This window comes from Ferrovum myxofaciens (assembly GCF_013181415.1).
In the GTDB taxonomy this organism is placed as follows: domain Bacteria; phylum Pseudomonadota; class Gammaproteobacteria; order Burkholderiales; family Ferrovaceae; genus Ferrovum; species Ferrovum myxofaciens.
Genome location: NZ_CP053676.1, coordinates 1,446,109 through 1,467,338, shown reverse-complemented (window position 1 = coordinate 1,467,338; position 21,230 = coordinate 1,446,109). Strand labels below are relative to the sequence as shown.

Below are 21,230 nucleotides of genomic sequence, written 5' to 3'. Positions count from 1 at the left end.
CATCATGGCAATTTCTTCTACTTCGGGATTGATTCCCAGCGGTTCGATGACCTCCAGTTCCATCGATGTGGCGAGTATCGTCAGTCAATTGATGCAGGTGGAAAGTCAGCCGGTAACCCAACTACAGAATGAGCAATCGGGATTCAAATCCACGATCACGGCGCTGAATACGGTTCAGGGCGCGGTTTCCTCTTTCCAGACAGCGATTCAGAGCCTGACGACCCTCGGGCAGTATCAGAATTATTCGACGACGTCCAGTTCCAGCGCCGTCAGTGCCACGGCTTCCTCCACAGCGACTCCGGGAAATTATAGTGTCTCGGTTTCGCAGTTGGCACAAGCGCAAAGTTTGGTGGCGGCAGGGCAGACCAGCGAGACGGCACCCATTGGCAGTGGGGCGTCCACCACCCTGACCTTCAACTTTGGAACCATCAGCGGCGGGACCCTGAGCGGTGGGACCTACACCGGGGCAACCTTTACACCCAATGGGAATGGCAGCAAAACAGTGACCATCAACAGCAGCAACAATTCGTTGGAGGGAATCGCTGCCGCTATCAACGGTGCCGGTATGGGGGTGACTGCCACCATCGTCAACGATGGCAGCAGCACCCCCTATCATCTGGTGCTGACCGGTCCGACGGGATTGAGCAACAGTATGCAGATCGGGGTTTCCGGCGATGCCACCTTGACCTCGCTTCTGAGCGAAAATCCGGCGGGGACTCAGGATTTGACCCAATCGAGCGCAGCGCTGAATTCCCAGATGACCGTCAATGGAATTCCTGTTTCGCAAAGCACCAATACCGTGAGCAATGCCGTTCAAGGGATCACTTTCAACCTGAGTGGGGTTACCTCTACCCCCGCCACAGTTTCGGTATCCCAGAATACGGGAGCGGTGACGAGCGCGGTCAACCAACTGGTTTCTGCTTACAATGCCCTGAACACGGCGATTCAGGGAGTAGCCAGTTACAACAGTTCCACCAACACTGCCGGTCCACTGTTCGGCGACCCCATGGTTAACAATATCCAGAACCAGATCCGCAGCATTCTCAATACGCCCATCTCGGGGACCACTTCGGTTTATTCGACCCTGGCGGAAATTGGGGTGACTTTTCAGCAAGACGGATCCATGGCGGTGAACACCAGTCAGTTGAATACGGCCATCGCCACGCAACCTTCGGATATCACCAGTCTGTTCAGTACGGTGGGCAAGGCCACCGACAGTCTGGTTCAATTTGCCGGGTCCACGCCCAGTACTCAGCCCGGGACCTATGCCGTTAATCTTACTCAGGTGGCCACCCAGGGGCAATTGACCGGTTCGGCTGCCCCCAACCTGACCATTACGGCAGGGTCCAACGATACGCTCAATTTGAACGTGGACGGAAACTCGGTGGCGGTGACTCTTCCGGCCGGAACTTACAGCAGTGCCAGTGCCCTGGCCACTCAGTTACAGTCCTCCATCAATGGCAATTCGACTCTGTCTGCGGCTGGGGTATTCGTCAACGTCGCCGTCAATGCCAGTGGCGACTTGAATTTGACCAGTAATGTCTATGGTTCCGCCTCTTCCGTGGCGGTGACCGGTGGGGATGGCAGTGCAGGGTTGTTGGGCAGCGCCCCGGTTCAGGTCAATGGGTTGGACGTGGCGGGCAGCATCAATGGGGCAGCGGCGACCGGGTCGGGCCAGTTGTTGACCTCCACGGCGGGGAACAGTTCGGGGTTGTCCCTGACCATCAATGGGGGCAGTACGGGCAGTCGCGGGACAGTTTCATTTTCGCAAGGCTATGCGGTCAGTCTGAGCAATCTCGCAACTTCCTTGCTGGATCCCATCAGCGGACCGATTGCCGCCGAGATCAGTGGACTCAATAGTAACATCAGCAATATCGGCAGCCAGATTACCAACTGGCAGAGCCGTCTCACCAGTATTCAACAGTCCTTGACAACTCAATACACGGCCTTGAATGTCATGCTCGGTACCATGAGCCAGACCAGCAGTTATCTGTCCACCCAGTTGGCCCAACTTCGATAGGAGAAATCAGCATGAGTATGTTGTCGAAACTCAACAAGTATGAAGAAGTGGGGATCGATTCCAGTGTCCATTCGGCAGATGCGCATAAACTCGTATTATTGCTCTATCAAGGAGCTTTGCTATCCATCGCGGCGGCCCGAAATCATCTGATGAACAACGAGGTGGGTGCCAAGGGAAAATCCATTTCCCAAGCCATTTCCATTATTGAAGAGGGTTTGATGGCCAGTTTGAACCTGTCGGTGGGGGGGGAATTGGTGCAAAATCTGAGCGCGTTGTACGCATACATGAGTGCGCGCCTGCTCGAAGCCAATCTGAGAAACGAGGTGGTCATGCTGGATGAGGTCTCCAGACTTCTGATCGAACTGAGGGGAGGATGGGAAGCCATTCGTCCGGGAGAAACCGAGACAGCGCCGCATCCTTCTGCTGCTGTGCGGGAGAAGGTGGTGACGCTGAATGCCCGTGGAAACGAGGGGGTATCTGCCGGGGTTCGTCAGGCCCTGAATGCCTATCAACAAATCTAAAAAAGGTATAATGCCTCATGGATCTCACTTTCCCAGCCGCCGTTCAGAATTATGAAGCCCTGTCTTCGTTGATGGGGTTGATGCGCGAAGCTGCGGCTTCCGGCCAGTGGGATCAGTTGGTGGCGCTGGAAAAGAAATGTCAGGAACGGGTGCAGATCATGCGCCAGGCCGATGCCAGAAGTTCCTTGGAGGAGTCCGAGCGCGCGCGCAAGAAAGCGCTGATCCTGAAGATTCTGGCGGATGATGCCAGTATTCGCCAGAACACTCAGCCGTGGATGGAAAAGTTACAATGGGCCTTGCGTAATACGCGCCAGGAAAGAAAGGTGCGCCAAGCCTATACGCCCTCTCGTTGAGGGGATGAGGTGGAATCGTGCTGCCCACTGACCTCTTGAGCGCACTGCAGGCTTATGCGCTGAACCGCGATCCTTTGCCCTCCGGGGCACCCCCTGCGCCTCCCGCTTCTCAGGCCGCCTTGACCAGTACGCTGCAATTGGGGCAACAGGTGCAAGGGACCCTTCTGGCGGAGATTTCATCGGGTCTCTATTCAGTACGTGTGAACACGCAAGTGGTCCAGTTGCCTTTGCCGACGTTATTGCCTGCGGGTACAGGCGTTACCCTTCAAGTATTGACCTTGCAACCCCGTTTGACCTTTGGGGTGGTGAATACCCCCTCGAATCCGGAAGCGGGAACCACGACGCAACTGGGAACCACCGCGCGCATGTTGTCTGACCTGATGCAGGCACCACAAGACCCGGTTCAGGGACTCTTGTCCCGTACCCCCCTGGTGACCTCTTCCGGCGCACTGGATTCCGTGGCCTTGGCCCACTCACTTCAGCAGGCACTCACCGCCAGCGGTTTGTTTTATGAATCCCACCAAGGACAATGGGTGGGTGGGCAACAAAGCACCGCGCAGTTGCGCGCCGAACCCCAAAACCAGCCACAGGCTGCGCTTCTGCCGGGCAGTCTTGGGTCGATGAGCGCAATTGGCGTTGCAGGAGCGGCATCTTCCTCTGCGGCCACCCCCGGAGTGCCGGCGCATCTGCAGGCGTTGGTCCAGCAACAGTTGGGTATTCTGGAGTCGGGGCGGGTACTCTGGCAAGGAATGCTGACCCCCCAACAGGCCTTGAAATGGCAGATTTGGCCGGAGTCTTCCTCACCCTCGGCGCAGGATCAGACCGCCTCCACCTGGCATACGGAAGTACATCTGGGTTTGCCGGTGCTGGGTGCTGTGTCAGCCCATCTGACCCTGGATTCTCGAGGAGTGACGGTGCGCTTGGGGACCGTCTCTGCATCGACCCGTGCCACTTTGACCCAACATGGATCGGATTTGGTGAAATCCATGCAGGCCAGTGGGCTCAATGTCACGAATTTATCCGTTGTGACCTCTACCTCTTCGCCGGGGGTGGGAGAGTGAGTACAGGGAATCCTCCGCCCCAGCAGGTGGCCGTGGCTTTGGCCTACCTGGGGCAAAACAGTAGCGCCGCACCCAAGGTGGTTGCCAAAGGGAGGGGGCTTCTGGCTCAAGCCATCATCGAAAAAGCTCGGGAGCATGGCGTCTTCGTACACGAGTCCACAGAGTTGGTGGGTTTGCTCATGCAGGTGGAATTGGACAGTCATATTCCGCCTCAACTTTATTTGGCAGTTGCCGAATTGCTGGCTTGGTTGTATCGTCTGGAAGGTAAACAACCCATTCACAGTGAGAACACCCTGGTATGATCAATCCTGATGTTGCCCTGACCATAGAATCTTTTACGCCGGATGAGGAACACGCCTTTCGAATCGATGCGCCCATGGCCGTGCGCGGCATCCTGCGCGACATTGCCCGACACGGAGAAAGAGTGGCTTTGTACTACGGAGCCCATGAAGGAGGAGTGATCGTCACGGTCATTCTGGATTTGGAGACCGACGGATTCTGGCTTGATGCAACAGGCGACACCGAGGTCAATCAACGCATCGAGGCCAGTCCGGAAAAATTTTTTGTGAGTGCGCATCTGCAAGCCAAGATTCAGTTTCCGGTGAAACAACTTGAACTGCAACGACGAGAGGATTCGAATCAATTTTATTTACCCTATCCCGAGTACCTGACCCGGCTTCAGCGACGGGATTTTTTTCGGCTGTATCTTCCTCCGGGGTTGTTGAAATGCCAGGTGGAAGCGAAAGTTGGACAGGAACCCTTGCGTTTTACGGTACGGGATATCAGTGAAGGCGGAGTGGCCTTGTACAGTGAAAGGGTGGAGAATGCATCGCTCAATCCCGGTGACCAGGTTCAGGACTGTCGTTTGACTCTTGAAGATGGAAGCGAGATCGTTTTTGACATTCAAGTGCGTCATTCTGCGCTGACACGCATGCCCTCTGGCGAAGAGTTGACCGTGATCGGATGTCGCTTCATCACTCTGTCCTCCCGCATGGCCATGCAACTGCAACGCTACATTACCCGCCGGCAGCGAGAACAACTGCCCTGATCAGACTTGCATGTTCATGATATCCGTATAGGCCGTGACGACCTTGTTACGGATCTGAATTCCGGTTTGAAGGGTGATGGTGGCTTTTTGCATGGCCATCATGGCATCGCTCAAACTGACATTGGAACTTCCTGAGGTGAATTTCTGAGTCAGGGAGTCCGCCTGTGATTGAGATTGGGCGATTTGATCCACGGAATGTTTGAGAAGAGTGGAAAAATCCGCACCCGTGGCAGAGGTGCTGGAACCGGAGCCCCCTTGTGCCGCCGTGGCTGCCGCCTGCATCTGCGCCAACAGGCCGTCAACCGCCGAAACATTCATGATCTGGTCTCCTCTCCCATCCTGAGGACAGTGTAGGTTTGTCCCGGTGGATTTGATCAATGAAATACCTTGGGGTTTTCCTCTCTGTTTGACGGACGGAGGGGACGGAAAGAACGCATAATGAACAGGTTGACCACTCCGTATTTCCCTGGACCACCATGGCTGAACTGGTAGAAAACGCACCGCCTCCTTCGCTTTTCAATCAAGCGTGGGGGCGTTTGACGGCGGGCCAGAAAATGGGTCTGGGGGTAGCCCTGGCGGCTTTGGTGGCTTTGGTTACGGGTCTTTGGCTGTGGGGAGCCACACCAGACTATCGGGTTCTCTACAGCAATCTCTCGGATCGGGACGGGGGGGCCATTGTCGATTCGTTGCAACAGATGAATGTGCCCTACAAGTTTGCCGAGGGAGGCGGAGCCTTGATGGTTCCCGCCGACCAGGTTCACGAAGTGAGGCTGCATTTGGCGGGGCAAGGTTTACCCAAGGGGGGTACCGTTGGCTTCGAGTTGATGGAGAACGAAAAATTCGGAACCAGCGAATTTCTGGAGCAGGTCAATTACAAACGGGCTCTGGAAGGGGAATTGGCCCGTTCGGTGCAATCTCTTTCGGCGGTGCAAGCGGCACGCATCCATCTGGCCATTCCCAAGCCAACGGTTTTTGTGCGCGAGCAGGAACTCCCCACAGCTTCTGTGGTGCTGGCTTTATATCCGGGCCGAGCGTTGGATTCCGGGCAGGTGAACGCCATCGTCCATCTGGTATCCAGCAGCGTCCCCAAACTGACACCGCACAATGTGACGGTGGTGGATCAAAGTGGCAATCTGTTAAGTGCCCCCCCTTCTGGAGAAAATTCGGCTCTGGATGCGGAGCAGTTGAAATATGTGCACCAGATCGAGCAGGACGATATCAAGCGTATTGAGGATATTCTGTCACCTTTGGTGGGTTTGGCCAATGTGCATGCCCAGGTAACCGCCGATGTGGATTTTACCCAGTCTGAACAAACCACCGAGGCCTATAAACCCAATCAACCGCCCAATCAAGCTGCCGTGGTCAGCCAGCAAACCTCGGAGTCCAGCAATATCAATGCACCCGCCGTGGGTGGGGTTCCCGGCGCCCTGACCAACCAACCGCCGGTTCCGGCGACTGCACCCTTGACCGCACCCAATGCTGCCCCCAATCCGGCCAATCCCGTGGCAGGAGCCAATCCCACGGCCCCCGGCGTAAAGTTGGGGCAACCGCCCGGACCTGTCAGCGCAACGACGGTTCAGAATTCCGAAAATACGCACAAGGAAATGACCACCAATTATGACGTCGACCATACCATCAGCCATACCCGCCTGCCCGTTGGAATGGTCCGTCGTTTGTCTGTCGCAGTCATCCTCAATAATCACCGAGTCACGGACAGTGCCGGGAAAGTGAGTGTGCGGCCCTTCAGTGAGGGGGAAAAAACCCAGATGTCCCTGCTGATCAAGGATGCTGTGGGTTTTGATGAAAAGCGTGGCGATGCGCTCAGTCTTTTCAATAGTCCCTTTGCCGATCAGAAGGAAAAAGAACTGGAAATGCCCCTCTGGAAACAACCCGAGAACGTGGCTCTGGTCAAGAATGCTTTGAAATACCTGGTGATCCTTGGGGTGGCGTTGTACCTGATGCTGGGGATCATTCGGCCTGCGGTGCGTAATTTCAATCAGGCGCTCAAACCACCGGTGGCTTCGGTAATGGATGTACTTGAGGAAGGAAGAGAACGAGAGGGCGAGGAAGCGCTGGAAGGTGCCGGGTATGGAGCCAATGGACAGGCGCTTTCCGAAACTTCTCAACATGAAGCCAAGTTGACCAAAGCGCGCGCGATTGCCCTGCAGGAACCGGCGATTGTGGCTTCGGTGTTACGTGACTGGATGCACGGGAATGAGTGACGAAGGCGTCGACAAATGCGCGGTGTTTCTCATGGCCCTGGGAGAAAATGAGGCTGCCGAAGTGTTGAAGCAGTTGTCTCCCAAGGAAGTCCAGAAAATCAGTACAGCCATGGCATCCATGAAGTCTCTGACCAAAGAACAGATCAGTACGGTCTTTGATGAATTCCATCAACTGGCGGGAGAAAAAACGTCGGTGGGCAGTAATTCATCGGATTACATCAAGAAAATGCTCAATCAGGCACTGGGGGATGACAAGGCCGCCGGATTGATCGAGCGGATTTTGCATGGGGGAGACACCAGCGGGATCGAAAGCCTGAAATGGATGGATGCCGTCAGCATTGCCGAGTTGATCAGTAATGAACACCCGCAGATCATTGCGACCATTCTGGCCCATCTCGAACCGGATCAATGCGCGGGTGTTCTGAATGCGTTGACGGAGCGAACCCGAAATGATGTCATCCTGCGCATCGCTACGCTGGATGGAGTGCAGCCCTTGGCATTGCGTGAACTCAATGATGTACTGACCAAACTGTTGATGGGATCGGCGACCACGAAAAAGCGCATCAAGGGGGGAACCAAGGCAACGGCCGAAATTCTCAACTATGTGGGGGGAACGACAGAAGCCTCGGTTATTGAAGCGATGCGCGCCTATGATCCTGATTTGGCCCAGAAGATTCTCGATGAGATGTTTGTGTTCGATAATATAATGGAGATTGATGATCGTGGTATCCAGTTGATCCTGCGCGAAATACAGTCCGAATCGTTGATCGTGGCGCTCAAGGGTGCCAGTCCTGAATTGCGTGAAAAAATCTTCAAGAATATGTCGCAGCGTGCAGCTGAAATGATGCGCGAGGATCTGGATGCCAAGGGACCGGTGCGGGTCAGCGATGTGGAAGCGGAGCAGAAGGAAATCATCAAGACCATTCGGCGCATGGCCGATGAAGGGCAGATTGCCCTGGGAGGAAAAGGAGATGACGCTTTTGTCTGAGTTTGAAGGAAAGGGACAGATGCCCGTGGGCGCATTCACGCGCTGGGAATTTCCGAGTTTTGACCCGGTGCATTCCAAGGTAAGCCCTTCGTCCCTCAGTTTATCTCCGGTGTCCGAGTCTGCCCCTTCTCCACTGGTTTTGCCCACGGCGGCAGAACTGGAAGTCATTCACCAGCAGGCCGAACTGGAAGGACATCGCCAGGGCTATCAAATCGGCTATGACGCGGGGTACGCAGAAGGGCGGAATAAAGTAACCGAGGTGGTGGCGCAATTGGCCGCCACCTTGGACTCCTTGACGAAACAACTGCATGAGGTGGATCAAAAGGTGGTGGAGGATCTTCTGGCGTTGTCTCTCGAGGTGGCCCGTCAGATGGTTCGTCAGGCGTTACAGGTGCGTCCCGAATTGATTCTGCCTGTGATTCGGGAAGCCTTGCAGATGCTGCCTCATTTCAATCAAGTCGCCCATCTTACCTTGAATCCGGCCGATGCAGTCCTGGTACGGGAGAATTTGGGCGAGCATCTGTCTCATAGTGGATGGAAAATTCTGGAAGATGCAACCTTGGAACGGGGGGGGTGCAGGCTGGATACGGCCCATAGTCAGATCGATGCTTCGTTGACGTACCGCTGGCAGAATGTGGTGGCCACCCTGGGTCAGGAATTCGATTGGTTGGAGGGAAACGGACCATGACGATTTCTGATCGAAACGAAGGTTGGCGTGAAAGTTTGGCGGCTGCCCGGGATGCCGTTGCCTTGACCAACCCATTGCAAGTGAGCGGACAGTTGGTCAAGGCAACGGGACTGGTGATGGAAGCGGTGGGATTACGTCTGCCGGTGGGCAGCACGTGCGTGATCGAATTGCCCCATCACCGAATCGAAGCGGAAGTAGTGGGTTTTGCGGGAGAGCGCCTGTTTCTCATGCCGGAAAATGAAGTGCATGGTTTGATTCCCGGAGCGCGCGTCGTTCCTGCGGAAATTCCGCCCACGTTCACCCCTTTGGGTAAACGTCTGCTCCCCCGTCGTCGCCTCAGTGACCGGGTGCGTCATCTGCCTGTGGGAGAAAGATTGTTGGGCCGTGTGGTGGATGGTGCCGGACGCCCATTGGATGCATTGGGTCCTTTAGGGGAGGGGGAGGCTGCTCCATTGCAAAGCCGCCCCATCAACCCCTTGGACCGAACGCCCATCAGCAAGCCTCTGGATGTCGGTGTGCGCGCCATCAATGCATTGTTGACCGTTGGTCGGGGTCAGCGCATGGGGTTGTTTGCGGGCAGCGGCGTTGGCAAGAGTGTTTTGTTGGGAATGATGGCTCGTTTCACCGAGGCCGAAGTGATCGTGGTGGGCCTGATCGGGGAACGGGGGCGCGAAGTACGCGAATTCATCGATGACATTCTGGGCAAGGAAGGGATGGCAAGGGCTGTGGTCGTGGCGGCTCCGGCCGATACCAGTCCGCTTTTGAGATTGCAGGGCGCCGCCTATGCCACCACCATTGCGGAATATTTTCGGGATCAGGGGCAGAATGTCCTTCTTATCATGGATTCATTGACGCGCTATGCCATGGCCCAGCGCGAGATTGCCCTGGCGATTGGGGAGCCACCGGCCACCAAAGGCTACCCTCCCTCGGTCTTTGCTCGTTTGCCCAAGCTGGTGGAACGTGCAGGGAATGGAGTCGAGGGAGGCGGGTCGATCACTGCCTTTTATACTGTTCTCACAGAGGGCGATGACCAACAGGACCCCATTGCCGACAGCGCCCGGGCCATTCTTGACGGGCATATCGTATTGTCACGCCGTTTGGCGGAACAAGGTCATTATCCCGCCATCGATGTGGAAGCCTCCATTAGTCGGGCGATGAATCAACTGGTTTCTGCGCGCCAGATGACGCAGGTGCAACGGTTCAAGCAGCTCTATGCCCACTACCAGCGCAACCGTGATCTGGTGAGCGTGGGTGCCTATGTTCCAGGTTCGGATCCCTTGCTGGATGAAGCCATACAGAGGTATCCTGACATGGAACATTATCTGGTTCAAGGGATCCAGGAGCAGGCGGGCCTGGAGTCGGGAAATGAACAATTTCTTAACCTGTTTGGGAGCGTTGCATCGTGACTCGTCCTTTCCCGTTGGAAATCTTGAAAACGCTCTCCAAAACACGGAGCGATCAAGCGAGCAGGAAGTTGGGTCAGGTCAACCGACGCCACTATGAAGAACAAAAAAAACTGGACATGTTGATCCGGTTTCGTGAGGATTACGAAGGGCGTTACCAGGCGGTCATGCAGGTGGGCGGTGCCTTTGAAACCCTGATGAATTTCCAGCACTTTCTGGGACGACTGGATGAGGCTGTCCGGCAGCAGCAGGTTGTGGTGGCGCAAGTGGGCAGTGAAGTGAGCCAGGGGCAGGTGACGGTTCAGAAGGCCCATCGTCAGGTGCGCTCCATGGAGGTATTGTCCGAACGTCATTGCTCCAAAGAACAGGAACGGACGACCCGAATCGAACAAAAAGCACTGGATGAGCAGGTGGGGCAAAAAATCGCGCATCTATTATCGGAAGCCAAGTGAAAGGAGTGTCATGATGCAATCCGTACCCGTGGTTCGTAACGCGCCAGTTTCCGGAGCCAACAAGCCTGCCCGTTCCGCTGCCCAACAGACCGGAGAGGGGAGTTTCACGGCACTATTGTCTCAGCGCTTGTCTGACCATGGGGCCTCGGCTCAACGTCCGCAAAGCGTTACGGGAACGTCAGTTTCCGTTCATGGTCCAGAGGAACAGTCCCCCCATGCTTCTGAGGGTCGTTCACCCCCCACGAAGGGTTCTCAGTCGGGAGGCACCGCCAATTCCGGGGTGACCAAAAGTCAGACGCCCGCCGTTCAAACGATTTCTGCGCATTCCGCAGAAAAAAAGCAACAGATCCAAGGCCAACTTCAGGCCCTTGATCCCTCTCAAATGGCGGGCGGGGCCATCGAGGGCGGAGCAACCACCGCCGTGGTCGCAAATTCGGGGACGAACGTTTCTTCGGCCAATGGAACGGTGGTATCCCAACCGACTACCAAAAAGTCTTCTCAGAGTTCTCTGGCAGGACAAATGGGGGTGGCGGCGTTGATGCCTCCCCATGTGTGGATGCCACCAGCGAAAACGGAACAAACGCCTGTGCCTTCGGAGGCAGCCGTTGGGGGAGCTGCCGCCCTGTCTTCTTCCGCGGGGGCCGCTGGGGGAACCGGGCAAGGGTCGGTGGTGCAGAAGAATGCGGCAACAACGTCCTTGACCTCCGGAAACGAGCCGAATTTTTCGCTTTCGGTGGGTGGGAATGGGTCTTTTTCCCTATCCTCCGGCGTGGGAACTTCCGGCGGTCAGGGGAGCCCTGATTCCTTGGCGGTTTCTTTGACCTCTCCCTCTGCGCATACGGCACCGGGACATTCTGCACTCAATGGCCTTCTGATGTCCTCGAGCGGCGCTACCGTCGGCGCAGAGACGGCATCTTCGAGCATAATGATTCCCGTTGGGCAAATGGGTTGGGGAACGGAATTTTCCCAGAAGGTGACCTGGATGGTAGGCCAGTCCCAGCAAAGTGCCGAATTGCATCTCAATCCCCCGGATCTGGGGCCCATGAGCGTCGTGGTGCAGGTGTCGGGGGCCCAGGCCGATGCCTTCTTTAGTTCGCCTCATGCGGCGGTGCGTGAGGCAATTCAACACGCGCTTCCCCATTTGCGGGAAATGTTGGCAGGGAGCGGATTGTCTCTTGGGCAAGCGACCGTGAGCGATCAGGGGGCGCAGGGTTCTCCTTCGCAGCGACAGATGGCGCGAGAAAATTTCTCTGCCACGAAACGCACGCTTGAGGTATCCTCTGTGCCCATGGGCGCAAGGGGGGGAGTGATCCGACAGGGGGTTGGGTTGGTGGATACCTTTGCGTGATGGTTACCTTATTTGGGGACGAGTGACGAGATGTCAACGAAAAAAGATGATAAAAAAGCATCCGCTGAGGTAGAGGAAGTTCCTCGCAAGTCCAAGAAAACTCTGATTCTCATCATTGCAGCCGTGCTGGTGGTGCTGGCAGCGGGCGGTGGGGCGGCCTGGTTCTTTTTGGTTAAAAACAAGGCTCATGCGGAAGAAAACAAGAAAAAATCCTCCGAACCTACGGCTCCCGCCCTGTTTGTTCCCCTGGATCGATTTACGGTCAATCTGGTTCAGGAGCAAGGAGATCAAGTGATGCAACTGGGCATTACCCTGAAGACATACGATCCGGAACTGGAAGAAAAAATCAAGAAAGAAATGCCGGAGATCCGCAGTCGCTTGCTGGAACTGCTTTCCAGTAAACGGGCTTCGGAATTGCAAACCCTGCAAGGCAAGAAACGGTTGGCTGCAGAAATTCTCTATTTGACCAACAAGATTCTGGGATTCAAGAAAACCCCTCCCCCCGATCTTTCACCGCCTGCTGCTCCCGTGGCACAGACACCTGTTGCCCCTGTTTCGGGAAGTTCGGGCGGTTTATCTGCAGCTTTGCAACAGGTGGACGTCAAACCCGTGGTTCCAGCGCCTCAAAAACCGGTATCGGTCAAGGATTTTTTGCCCGAACCCAACGAAGATGGGGGTAGCCGGGATGGCGTGGTGGATGTTTTATTCACGGATTTCATCATCCAATAGACCATGAACAGCGATTTCCTTTCTCAGGAAGAAGTCGATTCCCTATTACGCGGTGTGACGGGTGAGGGGGGAGAGGAATCTGCCCAAGCCGGAGAGGAATCTCATGAAGGGGCTCGCCTCTACAATCTGGGAAAGCAGGAACGAATCGTGCGTGGGCGTATGCCTACCATGGAGATCATCAATGAACGTTTTACGCGTTTATTCAGAATTGAGTTATTCAATCTGGTACGGCGTGCAGCGGATGTCTCGGTGGGGCAGTTGCGGGTGCTCAAGTTCAGTGAATTCATACGTAACCTGCAGGTCCCGGCCAATATCAATCTGGTTCAAGCCAAGCCTTTACGGGGAAATGCGCTCTTCGTTTTTGATCCTAATTTGATTTTTCTGGTGGTGGATAATTTGTTCGGGGGGGATGGACGATTTCATACCCGCGTGGAAGGACGGGAATTTACCCAGACGGAACACCGCATCATCCAGAAGATGCTGGATGCTTTATTTCTGGCTTATGGCAAGTCCTGGGATGGGATTTACCCCCTGGAATTTCAGTTCGTTCGTTCCGAAATGAACCCCCAGTTTGCCAACATCGCAACCCCCAACGAAGTGGTGGTTGCCACTACGTTTGATGTGGAATTTGGGGGAGGCGGGGGAGGCGGAGTACATATCTGTTTGCCTTATTCCATGATCGAACCCATTCGGGAACTGCTTTACAGTTCCATGCAGGGAGATCACCTGTCTCTGGACCGACGCTGGATGCAACTGCTCTCGCTTCAGGTGCAATCCGCCATGATCGAGTTGGTGGCGGAATTGGCAGAGGGGCGCGTTACTGTGGCACAACTCCTGAATCTCAAGCCCGGCGATGTGATTCCCCTCAAAATGAATGAACTGGTACAGGGTAAGGTGGACAATGTGCCTGTCATGGAGTGCCACTATGGCGTTTTCAACAATCAGTATGCCTTGAAAGTCGAGCGTCTTTTGTCTGCTTCGGAGGGGCTCAACGGAGAAGGAATGAAACAATGAATGAAGAAGATCAGGAAATTAGCGCAGATGACTGGGGTGCAGCCATGGCGGAACAGGCTGCGGCCACCAGCACGGTGGCTCCCTCTTCGCTGACGGAAGCCCATGCCTTGGCCGAGGAGCGCCCTTTCTCTCCGCCCCTTCAGACAGAACCCCATGTCTTTCAGACCTTTGGGCAGGAACCACCGGTGTCCGGGCATCAGGACCTGGAAATGATCATGGACATTCCGGTCAATATTACCGTGGAGTTGGGGCGTACCAAGATGCCCATCAAAAACTTGTTGCAGTTGGCTCAAGGATCCGTGGTGGAATTGAGTGGTATGGCGGGAGAACCTCTGGATGTGTTAGTGAACGGGTTTTTGATCGCGCAAGGGGAAGTGGTGGTGGTCAATGAGAAATTCGGCATTCGTCTGACGGACATCATTACGCCTTCGGAACGCATGCGTCGTTTGAATCGATGAAGTTTCTTGTTTTTGTCATGGGGCTGGGTGTCGGCCCGGAGTTGGTTTGGGCTCTGGAGTCCGGGAGTGGACACGTTACCTACGCACCGCCGACGGTGCTGACCTGGACCACCGGAATACAGATCGTCCTGAGTCTGGGGCTGGTATTGGCCCTGATGGCGGGGGTGGCTTGGGCTTTGAAAAAGTTTCAGTGGGCCTCTTCCTCCGCAGGGAAAGGCAGGCAGTCCCTGCGTATCGTCAGTTCCCTGGCCGTGGGGCAGCGTGAACGGGTAGTGGTGGTGGAAGTTCGGGATACGTGGGTGGTGGTGGGCGTCGCCCCTGGTCAGGTCCAGACCCTGCACATATTACCCAGACCCGGTGGAAAGGACGGGGAGTTGGAGGGGTGAGAAATTCGGTGAAATGGGGCCTGGGGCTTTTACTGGGGGGGTGTGTGGAAGGGGTATGGGGAGCGACTCTGCCGGGTATCGGGGTAATCAGTACACCCGGTACGGGAGGAGTGCAAACCTACTCTTTCAGTCTGCAAACCCTGATCCTGCTCACTTCCCTCAGTTTCTTGCCAGCCTTGCTGTTGATGATGACGGGGTTTACGCGCATCATCATCGTGCTCTCCCTCATGCGTTCGGCGCTTGGGACCCAGACCTCTCCCCCCAATCAGGTTCTGATTGGGTTGGCCCTGTTTCTAACGTTTTTTGTCATGGCTCCGGTGTACGATAAAGTGTATACCACGGCTTGGTCCCCCTATAGCGAAGAAAAAATCTCTCTTCAGGAGGCGGTGGATCGAGGCAGTATTCCCCTGAAAACCTTCATGCTTCACCAAACCCGTGAAAGTGACCTGGCGCTGTTCGTCAAGATATCCAATAGCGCTGCGTTGCAAACACCGGATCAGGTCCCCTTCAAGGTGTTGGTTCCGGCCTTTGTGACAAGCGAGTTGAAAACCGCTTTTCAGATTGGCTTCGTCATCTTCATTCCCTTCCTGATCATCGATATGGTTGTGGCCAGTGTGTTGATGTCCATGGGGATGATGATGGTCTCACCATCGGTGATTTCTTTGCCTTTCAAGTTGATGCTGTTCGTCCTGGCGGATGGCTGGAACCTGCTCATCGGTTCCCTGGTGCAGAGTTTCAATCCATGATGACGCCTGAAAGTGTCATGACCCTGGGTCAGCAGGCACTGACCCTGGCGGTGGTCGTGTCGGCCCCCATCCTGTTGGTGGCGCTGGGCATCGGATTGATCATCAGTATTTTTCAAGCTGCTACCCAGATCAATGAAATGACCCTGTCCTTTATTCCGAAAATGTTGGGGTTGGTGTTGGTACTGGTCATTCTCGGACCCTGGATGATCAGTTTGATGGTGGACTACATTCACCGTCTTTATGAAGGAATCCCCGCCATGGTGGGTTGATCATGGACCTGTTGACGGTCACCTCCACGCAGTGGGATGCCTGGATCGCCCAGTTTTTTCTTCCCTTGGCCCGAATTTTGTCGGTACTGGCCACGGCCCCCGTGCTCGGACAATCACCTGCTCCGGTACAGGTGCGGATTGGTCTTGGCTTGGCTTTGACCCTGGTCATCGCGCCGGCTCTTCCTCCGACTCATCCCTCTGTGAGCCTGGTCACCCTCGAGGGGGGGATGCTTCTGCTGGAGCAAATAGGGATTGGCCTTATTCTGGGTTTTTGTCTGAACATCGTTTTTGCGGCGGTAACCATGGCGGGCGATATGATGGGGCTGCAAATGGGGTTGGGGTTTGCCAGTTTCTATGATCCCACCCATGCAACTTTTCGACCCTTGGTTGGACAGTTTTTGACGATTCTTTTTACGCTGATTTTTCTGTCCATGGATGGACATCTGCTGGTCATCGATGCATTGGCAGATAGTTTTCAGCAAATTCCTTTGGATCCTGCCTTGCAATTCCATGCTCAGGGGTGGCAAATCGGGCTGGTCTGGGCGGGGGCATTGTTCGTGGATGCATTGCGACTGTCCTTGCCCGTATTGGCGGCTTTGCTCGTTACCAATCTGGGTCTGGGCGTATTGACACGCGCGGCTCCCCAGTTGAATCTTTTTGCGGTGGGTTTCCCGTTGACCTTGGCGGTAGGGTTCATCGTGCTGGACTTTTCCCTACCTGCCTTGCCTGTTTTGGCGGAGCGGATGATTCATGCCAGTATCGAGATGGGGCTACGAATGACCACTGGACTGCTGCATTGACGACAAATGTAATCAGCGCAGATAGTTGAACAATGACAGACTGGAGATGGAAGTGAAGGACTGCATGGCGGCTTGCAAACTGAGTTTTTCCTGGGACAGAAGACTGAGGGTTGAGGTGTAATTGGTATCCTGTATTTGGGATATGGTCGACTGGTACTGAATGTTCAGACTGTTTTCTGTTGCCGTCAGGTTGGTCAGGGTGCTGAGGTTGGTTCCCAAGGCAACATTGCCGGTCAGGATGGCGTTGAGTCCCTGATTCAGATTTCCTTCGGCGGTCTGGAGTTGTTGGGTGAAATTGCTGGATGCGGTACTGTTTCCCGCGGGCAAGGGGGTGTTGAGTAGAGTGATGAGGTTTTGTACCGTCTGAAAAATGGGGACATGGGTGCTGGGAGCCACGTTGAAACTGTCTCCGTTGGCCGGTTGCCCCTGAATGTTGAACTGAATGCCGTTGAAGGCGATGGTTTGACCGCTGGTGTAGGGTTGATTGGCCGATGGAAGGCTGGCGGCGGGCAGTGCTACGCCACTGGCATCGGTACCGGACACGGTGTAGGTCGTGACTCCTGCGGTGATACTGAAAGTCAGGGTGTAGTGGTTGCCCTGTTGGGCAGGGGTGGGGGGTGGGGAGGCCAAACCGCCTTGACTGATGGCGCCAGAACCCGCATTGCTGGCAGAGTTGCTGGTGACGAAGTACCCGTTCCCATTGGGAATGCTCATGAACAGGTCGGCGCCGTTGACGTTGGTGGGCATACTGCGCCCACTGGCCACTTGCATCAGTTGTTGCCCGCTGTTGCCTTGATATTGTACCCCGCTGGAGGTGACGATAAAGGGTTTGGTAGATCCTTTGGTGCCTGAAAACAGATAGTTCCCCGTTCCGTCCTGACTGTTGGCCAGCCCGATCAGTTGAGTGAGTTGTTGCTGGAGCGTGGTGGCCAGAGTCTGGCGGTTGGAATTGTTGAGCGACGCATTATTGGCCGAGATAACCGTGGATTGGACGTTTTGTACCAGGGTGGTGATGTTTTGCAGGACACTGGAGGCCATGGACATCTGGTTCTGGGCCGCCGTGATGTTGTTTTGATACTGGGTATTCATGCCGGCGGCCTGCGTCAGATCGATGATCTGGGCGGCTCCGGCAGGATTGTCTGCCGGGGTGTTGATCTGTTTACCGGAAGACAGTTGCAACTGGGTATTGAGCAGTGCCGACTGCTGCTGGTTCATGGCCTGGATGCTGTTATCGTAAAAGGTGCCGGTACTGATGCGAACCATGGTGGTGACCTCCTTTAGTTGAGCATGCCGAGGACGGTGGTAAACATGGTATTGGCCACTTGAATGGCCTTCCCGGCGGCCTGATAGGCTTGTTGAAATTGAATCAGGTTGGCGGCTTCTTCATTCAGGTTGACCCCCGAAATGGACTGCTGATTTTGGGTCGTCTGATTGACCAGATTGGTTTGAGCAGTGGACTGGACTTGCAGTTGACTGGTTTGCGTTCCTACCTGGTTGACCAACTGGGCGTAGGCACTGGCGAAATTGGCGGTGCCCCCCAGCAAGGTATTCTGGGATTGCAGCGCGCCCATGATCACGGCATTATTGCCGTCCGTGCTCGCACCGGTATTGGCGCTGACGGTGAAAACATCGTTGGTCTGCGGAGTCCCGTTCAAGGTGGTACTCCATCCGTTATAACTGATTGTTCCTCCGGGGGTATAGGAGGCGCCTGAGGCGAGCGTCGTTCCTGTGGTACTGTCCGTGACGTTGTAGGTGGTGGGACTGGTGAAGGTGAGGGTGACCGTGTCCTGCAGATTCGGGTTGAGGGGGAGGCCCGAGGTGACTGCAGGCGCAGACAAACTTCCAGTCCCGATATTGGTCGAGGAAGCATTGCCCTGAACAGGAATGGCGGCAGCAATTTTTGTGGGATCGGTAAGAATGACCTTCAAATTCTGGGCCCCGTTGATGGTGGGCTCGATCAGATAACTGTTCCCTGCGCTGGGCGTGGCTGACACATTAAGAGAAAGTCCGTCAACGTTCATGGGCATCGTGCTGCTGGTGGTGATACTCTGGTCGGACAGGCGCGTCAGGGTGTACTGGCTCCCGTTATAGGACAGGGTGTAATTGCTTCCCGTCAACGCGCTGGCCTGGGTGATGGTGGCGCTGACTGTGGCGGCTCCCGTATTGGCCTGGTTGGCAATGACCACGGGAGAGGCAATGTGAAACAGGGGGGTGCCCAAAGCCCCGTTGAGATCCTGACCCTGGAGTTGCTGGGCATTGATGGTCATGCCCAAACCGGTGGCGATCAATCCCAACTGACTTTGGGTGGGGACCAGACTTTGATTCTGAAAGGCCATCAACCCTCCCAGATTCCCTCCCTGGATACTGTTGGAGGGAAGGCGCAGGGTGCTCCCACTGGGCGTGACATAGGCGATATCGAGTTGGGCAGGATTGGACTGAGCGGGAACGGCTTTCAGCGTCATGGCCTGGTTGCCGACCACCAGGGGTTGTCCGTTGCCAATATACACGGTGTCTGATCCGTTGGATTGTTTGAGTACGGTGGCATTGATCTCCTGACTCAGTTGACTGATCAACTGGTTGCGCTGGTCAAGCAGGGAATTGGGCTGCTGGGATGTACTGCTGGCCGAGGACGTGAGGATGCTCTGGTTCAGGGACGCGATTTGTTTGGCATAGGCATTGATATTCACGACACTGGAACTGATTTGCTGGTTGGTGCTGGTGGCCAACCCAGTCATGACCTGATTCAGGGTTTGAAAGGTACCGGTCAATGATTGGGCATTGCTGATCAAACCTTGACGTGCCGCAATGGAGGCAGGTGCGTTCGAGACCCCATTGACGGCGCTGAAAAAGTTTTGCAGCGCAGGAGACAACCCGGCTGCAGGATCGGCAATGATGTTGTTGATTTGTTGGATCTGGTTGTAATAAGTCGTCAACTGACTGGAAGTGGATTGCTGTTGTTGCAACTGGGTATTGATGAAACTGCTATAGATGCGCTGCACCGTGGTGACATTGACCCCTTGACCAATGAATCCATTGGCTGTGCCCAGCGAGGGCAGGGCCGCCTGTATGGTTTGCTCGCGGCTATAACCTGGAGTGGAAGCATTGGCAATATTGTTTCCGGTGGTGAGCAAACCGGCCTGGGCCGCATTCAATGCGCTGATTCCAATGCTGGTCATCATATCAGTCATGGCGAACTCCCAAGGGTTTGAGGGGAATCCCCTTCTTCACCAGGTTATCGGCCGTGGGGACGACAACTTTAGAAAGAGGGGAAGAAGGGTGTGAAATGGAGGAATGGGGGGACAACTGTTTAACGATCAGGTCTGCCAATCCCAACCCACCATGTCCCTTGGACGCATTCTGAGCCAATTGTTTGTCCAGCATTTCCGTGAACATCTTGGTTTGTTGACTGTCACCCAGGCTATCCTGGGGCACCGTGGCGCGCATGGATTTCATCATCATGTTCATGAAGACGGTTTCGAACTGCTTGGCGACCTGCGGAAGCGATTTGTTCGGATCCTGGTGCGCTTTCAAACGCAGTGCACCCAAAGCCTGGCTGTCAAAGGCCAGGCGGGCGTTGGGGTCGACGGAGAGAGGGAGGTCGTGGGCCATGTCAAATGATCTCCAGATCGGCGTGCAATGCGCCCGCCGCTTTCATGGATTGAAGGATGGACAACAGGTCTTCCGGTTTGGCACCCAGGGTATTCAGCGCACGGATGACCTGATTGAGGGAAACCCCTTTATTGAGCAAAATGAGTGCGCCCTTGTCCTCTTTGATGTTGACGGCGGCTTGTCCGGTTTGCACGGTACTTCCATTGGATAACGGATTGGGTTGGCTGACCTGGTTGAGCGCGCTGATGACCACGGTGAGATTGCCGTGGGCCACGGCGCATTCTTCCAATGTGACATTCTGATTCATTACCACGGAACCGTTGCGGGCATTGATGATGACCTTGGCTTCTTCAATTCCTGCATCCACCTGAAGGTTTTCCAGGCGGGACATGAACTGAACTCGGGCCGTACCCCCAGGTGCCCGAACCTGAAGGGTTCGTCCATCGAGAGCGGCGGCGATGGGTTGGCCCAATGCCAGTTGTTGATTGATGACATCTGCCATTTGAGTGGCGGTGGTGAAATCCATTTCATTCAATTCGAGCGTGATGTAGTCCCCCTGGGAAAAGGGAGAATTAACCAGACGCTCCACCGTGGCTCCGCTGGGAATGAGACCGACGCTCTGATGATTGACCAGGACCTTGGATCCTTTGGCTCCTCCTCCTACCCCTCCCACCAACAGGTTTCCCTGCGCCATGGCGTACACCTGCCCATCCGCCCCCTTGAGCGGCGTCATCAACAGGGTACCCCCCAGCAGGCTGTTGGCATTCCCGACGGAGGAGACGGTGACATCGATGGTTTGTCCAGGACGGGAAAAAGGCGGCAGATCAGCAGTCACCATCACCGCCGCCACATTCTTGAGCATGGTCTGGAGAACACTGGCGGGAGGGGTGTTGATCCCCATCCGGGTCAGCATGTTGAGGAAACTCTGAACGGTAAAGGGGGTCAGGATGGTCATGTCCCCGGTGCCATCCAGACCGACCACCAGCCCATAACCGATCAACTGGTTATGCCGGACCCCCTGGATGGTGGCGAGGTCTTTGATACGCCGGGCTTCGGCGCCCAGAGAGCAAGCCAGCAAGGAGGTGATCAGGAAGAAGGTCAGGATAGCGCGCATG

Annotated in this window: 24 protein-coding genes; 19 read left to right on the top strand and 5 right to left on the bottom strand. The window is 55.4% G+C overall.

The annotated features are described in order from the left end of the window. Positions 1-4 precede the first annotated feature (4 nt). Genes fliD through HO274_RS07130 form a run of 6 tightly spaced genes read left to right on the top strand, consistent with a single transcriptional unit; the run spans position 5 to position 5,003 of the window. Positions 5-2,020 carry a flagellar filament capping protein FliD gene (fliD, locus tag HO274_RS07155; RefSeq protein WP_273118099.1) on the top strand — a complete coding sequence of 672 codons (2,016 nt, stop codon included), beginning with the start codon at positions 5-7 and terminating at the stop codon, positions 2,018-2,020. Between the two features lie 11 nt (positions 2,021-2,031). After that, positions 2,032-2,541 carry a flagellar export chaperone FliS gene (gene fliS / locus HO274_RS07150; RefSeq protein WP_273118096.1) on the top strand — a complete coding sequence of 170 codons (510 nt, stop codon included), beginning with the start codon at positions 2,032-2,034 and terminating at the stop codon, positions 2,539-2,541. 17 nt (positions 2,542-2,558) lie between these two features. Beyond that, positions 2,559-2,894, top strand: coding sequence for a flagellar protein FliT (locus HO274_RS07145; protein WP_031595826.1), 336 nt, complete (start codon positions 2,559-2,561; stop codon positions 2,892-2,894). Positions 2,895-2,911: 17 nt separating this feature from the next. Further along, entirely contained in the window at positions 2,912-3,955 is a 1,044-nt protein-coding gene (fliK, locus tag HO274_RS07140) for a flagellar hook-length control protein FliK (protein ID WP_273118091.1), read from the top strand. Beyond that, positions 3,952-4,257 (top strand): EscU/YscU/HrcU family type III secretion system export apparatus switch protein, encoded by a 306-nt coding sequence (locus tag HO274_RS07135; RefSeq protein WP_031595823.1) that lies wholly within the window; start codon positions 3,952-3,954, stop codon positions 4,255-4,257. The genes fliK and HO274_RS07135 overlap by 4 nt, the downstream gene beginning before the upstream one ends. Beyond that, positions 4,254-5,003: a flagellar brake protein gene (locus HO274_RS07130; protein WP_273118086.1), complete on the top strand. Its 750-nt coding sequence runs from the start codon at positions 4,254-4,256 to the stop codon at positions 5,001-5,003. Before HO274_RS07135 ends, HO274_RS07130 begins: the two co-directional genes overlap by 4 nt. On the opposite strand, the gene fliE is transcribed toward HO274_RS07130, so the two are convergent. Beyond that, entirely contained in the window at positions 5,004-5,321 is a 318-nt protein-coding gene (fliE, locus tag HO274_RS07125; protein WP_273118083.1) for a flagellar hook-basal body complex protein FliE, read from the bottom strand. A 158-nt stretch (positions 5,322-5,479) separates the two neighbouring features. Between fliE and fliF the strand changes: the two genes are divergently transcribed. Genes fliF through fliR form a run of 13 tightly spaced genes read left to right on the top strand, consistent with a single transcriptional unit; the run spans position 5,480 to position 16,506 of the window. Further along, positions 5,480-7,225 carry a flagellar basal-body MS-ring/collar protein FliF gene (fliF, locus tag HO274_RS07120; RefSeq protein WP_273118079.1) on the top strand — a complete coding sequence of 582 codons (1,746 nt, stop codon included), beginning with the start codon at positions 5,480-5,482 and terminating at the stop codon, positions 7,223-7,225. Further along, complete coding sequence (gene fliG / locus HO274_RS07115) at positions 7,218-8,213, top strand: flagellar motor switch protein FliG (RefSeq protein WP_062187910.1); 996 nt, start codon at positions 7,218-7,220, stop codon at positions 8,211-8,213. Before fliF ends, fliG begins: the two co-directional genes overlap by 8 nt. Beyond that, positions 8,197-8,901: a flagellar assembly protein FliH gene (locus tag HO274_RS07110; protein ID WP_273118075.1), complete on the top strand. Its 705-nt coding sequence runs from the start codon at positions 8,197-8,199 to the stop codon at positions 8,899-8,901. Before fliG ends, HO274_RS07110 begins: the two co-directional genes overlap by 17 nt. Further along, positions 8,898-10,307, top strand: a complete 1,410-nt coding sequence (fliI, locus tag HO274_RS07105) for a flagellar protein export ATPase FliI (protein ID WP_273118072.1) — start codon at positions 8,898-8,900, stop codon at positions 10,305-10,307. The genes HO274_RS07110 and fliI overlap by 4 nt, the downstream gene beginning before the upstream one ends. Continuing rightward, on the top strand, positions 10,304-10,756 hold the full coding sequence (gene fliJ / locus HO274_RS07100; protein WP_062187905.1) for a flagellar export protein FliJ: 453 nt from the start codon (positions 10,304-10,306) through the stop codon (positions 10,754-10,756). The genes fliI and fliJ overlap by 4 nt, the downstream gene beginning before the upstream one ends. 10 nt (positions 10,757-10,766) lie before the next feature. Beyond that, positions 10,767-12,104: a flagellar hook-length control protein FliK gene (locus HO274_RS07095; protein WP_273118069.1), complete on the top strand. Its 1,338-nt coding sequence runs from the start codon at positions 10,767-10,769 to the stop codon at positions 12,102-12,104. A 30-nt stretch (positions 12,105-12,134) separates the two neighbouring features. Next, positions 12,135-12,833, top strand: a complete 699-nt coding sequence (gene fliL / locus HO274_RS07090) for a flagellar basal body-associated protein FliL (RefSeq protein ID WP_273118066.1) — start codon at positions 12,135-12,137, stop codon at positions 12,831-12,833. A 3-nt stretch (positions 12,834-12,836) separates the two neighbouring features. Then, a complete protein-coding gene (gene fliM / locus HO274_RS07085; protein ID WP_031595810.1) occupies positions 12,837-13,847 on the top strand; it encodes a flagellar motor switch protein FliM in 1,011 nt (336 codons plus the stop codon). After that, entirely contained in the window at positions 13,844-14,305 is a 462-nt protein-coding gene (gene fliN, locus HO274_RS13550) for a flagellar motor switch protein FliN (RefSeq protein ID WP_273118062.1), read from the top strand. The genes fliM and fliN overlap by 4 nt, the downstream gene beginning before the upstream one ends. Beyond that, complete coding sequence (gene fliO, locus HO274_RS07075; protein ID WP_273118059.1) at positions 14,302-14,691, top strand: flagellar biosynthetic protein FliO; 390 nt, start codon at positions 14,302-14,304, stop codon at positions 14,689-14,691. The genes fliN and fliO overlap by 4 nt, the downstream gene beginning before the upstream one ends. Positions 14,692-14,723: 32 nt before the next feature. Further along, complete coding sequence (fliP, locus tag HO274_RS07070; RefSeq protein ID WP_420537398.1) at positions 14,724-15,437, top strand: flagellar type III secretion system pore protein FliP; 714 nt, start codon at positions 14,724-14,726, stop codon at positions 15,435-15,437. Further along, a complete protein-coding gene (gene fliQ / locus HO274_RS07065; protein WP_031595806.1) occupies positions 15,437-15,706 on the top strand; it encodes a flagellar biosynthesis protein FliQ in 270 nt (89 codons plus the stop codon). The genes fliP and fliQ overlap by 1 nt, the downstream gene beginning before the upstream one ends. Positions 15,707-15,708: 2 nt before the next feature. Continuing rightward, entirely contained in the window at positions 15,709-16,506 is a 798-nt protein-coding gene (gene fliR / locus HO274_RS07060; RefSeq protein ID WP_200874307.1) for a flagellar biosynthetic protein FliR, read from the top strand. A gap of 12 nt (positions 16,507-16,518) precedes the next feature. Here fliR and flgL read toward each other — a convergent pair whose 3' ends face one another. Genes flgL through HO274_RS07040 form a run of 4 tightly spaced genes read right to left on the bottom strand, consistent with a single transcriptional unit; the run spans position 16,519 to position 21,229 of the window. Next, positions 16,519-17,769, bottom strand: coding sequence for a flagellar hook-associated protein FlgL (gene flgL / locus HO274_RS07055; protein WP_031595803.1), 1,251 nt, complete (start codon positions 17,767-17,769; stop codon positions 16,519-16,521). Between the two features lie 14 nt (positions 17,770-17,783). Then, complete coding sequence (gene flgK / locus HO274_RS07050; RefSeq protein ID WP_273118051.1) at positions 17,784-19,694, bottom strand: flagellar hook-associated protein FlgK; 1,911 nt, start codon at positions 19,692-19,694, stop codon at positions 17,784-17,786. Further along, the gene (locus HO274_RS07045; RefSeq protein ID WP_273118049.1) at positions 19,687-20,115 is read right to left on the bottom strand and encodes a rod-binding protein; all 429 of its coding nucleotides are present in this window, start codon (positions 20,113-20,115) and stop codon (positions 19,687-19,689) included. The genes flgK and HO274_RS07045 overlap by 8 nt, the downstream gene beginning before the upstream one ends. 1 nt (position 20,116) lies before the next feature. Beyond that, on the bottom strand, positions 20,117-21,229 hold the full coding sequence (locus HO274_RS07040; RefSeq protein ID WP_273118046.1) for a flagellar basal body P-ring protein FlgI: 1,113 nt from the start codon (positions 21,227-21,229) through the stop codon (positions 20,117-20,119). Position 21,230: the final 1 nt, after the last annotated feature.

Bases quoted from the DNA above. Each gene is read 5' to 3' on its own strand.
- fliQ (WP_031595806.1), top strand. From the start codon at position 15,437: ATGACGCCTGAAAGTGTCATGACCCTGGGTCAGCAGGCACTGACCCTG.
- HO274_RS07045 (WP_273118049.1), bottom strand. From the start codon at position 20,115: ATGGCCCACGACCTCCCTCTCTCCGTCGACCCCAACGCCCGCCTGGCC.
- fliE (WP_273118083.1), bottom strand. From the start codon at position 5,321: ATGAATGTTTCGGCGGTTGACGGCCTGTTGGCGCAGATGCAGGCGGCA.
- HO274_RS07040 (WP_273118046.1), bottom strand. From the start codon at position 21,229: ATGCGCGCTATCCTGACCTTCTTCCTGATCACCTCCTTGCTGGCTTGC.
- flgL (WP_031595803.1), bottom strand. From the start codon at position 17,769: ATGGTTCGCATCAGTACCGGCACCTTTTACGATAACAGCATCCAGGCC.
- fliR (WP_200874307.1), top strand. From the start codon at position 15,709: ATGGACCTGTTGACGGTCACCTCCACGCAGTGGGATGCCTGGATCGCC.
- fliN (WP_273118062.1), top strand. From the start codon at position 13,844: ATGAATGAAGAAGATCAGGAAATTAGCGCAGATGACTGGGGTGCAGCC.
- fliL (WP_273118066.1), top strand. From the start codon at position 12,135: ATGTCAACGAAAAAAGATGATAAAAAAGCATCCGCTGAGGTAGAGGAA.
- HO274_RS07145 (WP_031595826.1), top strand. From the start codon at position 2,559: ATGGATCTCACTTTCCCAGCCGCCGTTCAGAATTATGAAGCCCTGTCT.
- fliF (WP_273118079.1), top strand. From the start codon at position 5,480: ATGGCTGAACTGGTAGAAAACGCACCGCCTCCTTCGCTTTTCAATCAA.
- fliI (WP_273118072.1), top strand. From the start codon at position 8,898: ATGACGATTTCTGATCGAAACGAAGGTTGGCGTGAAAGTTTGGCGGCT.
- fliS (WP_273118096.1), top strand. From the start codon at position 2,032: ATGAGTATGTTGTCGAAACTCAACAAGTATGAAGAAGTGGGGATCGAT.
- fliO (WP_273118059.1), top strand. From the start codon at position 14,302: ATGAAGTTTCTTGTTTTTGTCATGGGGCTGGGTGTCGGCCCGGAGTTG.
- flgK (WP_273118051.1), bottom strand. From the start codon at position 19,694: ATGACTGATATGATGACCAGCATTGGAATCAGCGCATTGAATGCGGCC.
- fliG (WP_062187910.1), top strand. From the start codon at position 7,218: ATGAGTGACGAAGGCGTCGACAAATGCGCGGTGTTTCTCATGGCCCTG.
- HO274_RS07130 (WP_273118086.1), top strand. From the start codon at position 4,254: ATGATCAATCCTGATGTTGCCCTGACCATAGAATCTTTTACGCCGGAT.
- HO274_RS07110 (WP_273118075.1), top strand. From the start codon at position 8,197: ATGACGCTTTTGTCTGAGTTTGAAGGAAAGGGACAGATGCCCGTGGGC.
- fliM (WP_031595810.1), top strand. From the start codon at position 12,837: ATGAACAGCGATTTCCTTTCTCAGGAAGAAGTCGATTCCCTATTACGC.
- fliD (WP_273118099.1), top strand. From the start codon at position 5: ATGGCAATTTCTTCTACTTCGGGATTGATTCCCAGCGGTTCGATGACC.
- HO274_RS07095 (WP_273118069.1), top strand. From the start codon at position 10,767: ATGATGCAATCCGTACCCGTGGTTCGTAACGCGCCAGTTTCCGGAGCC.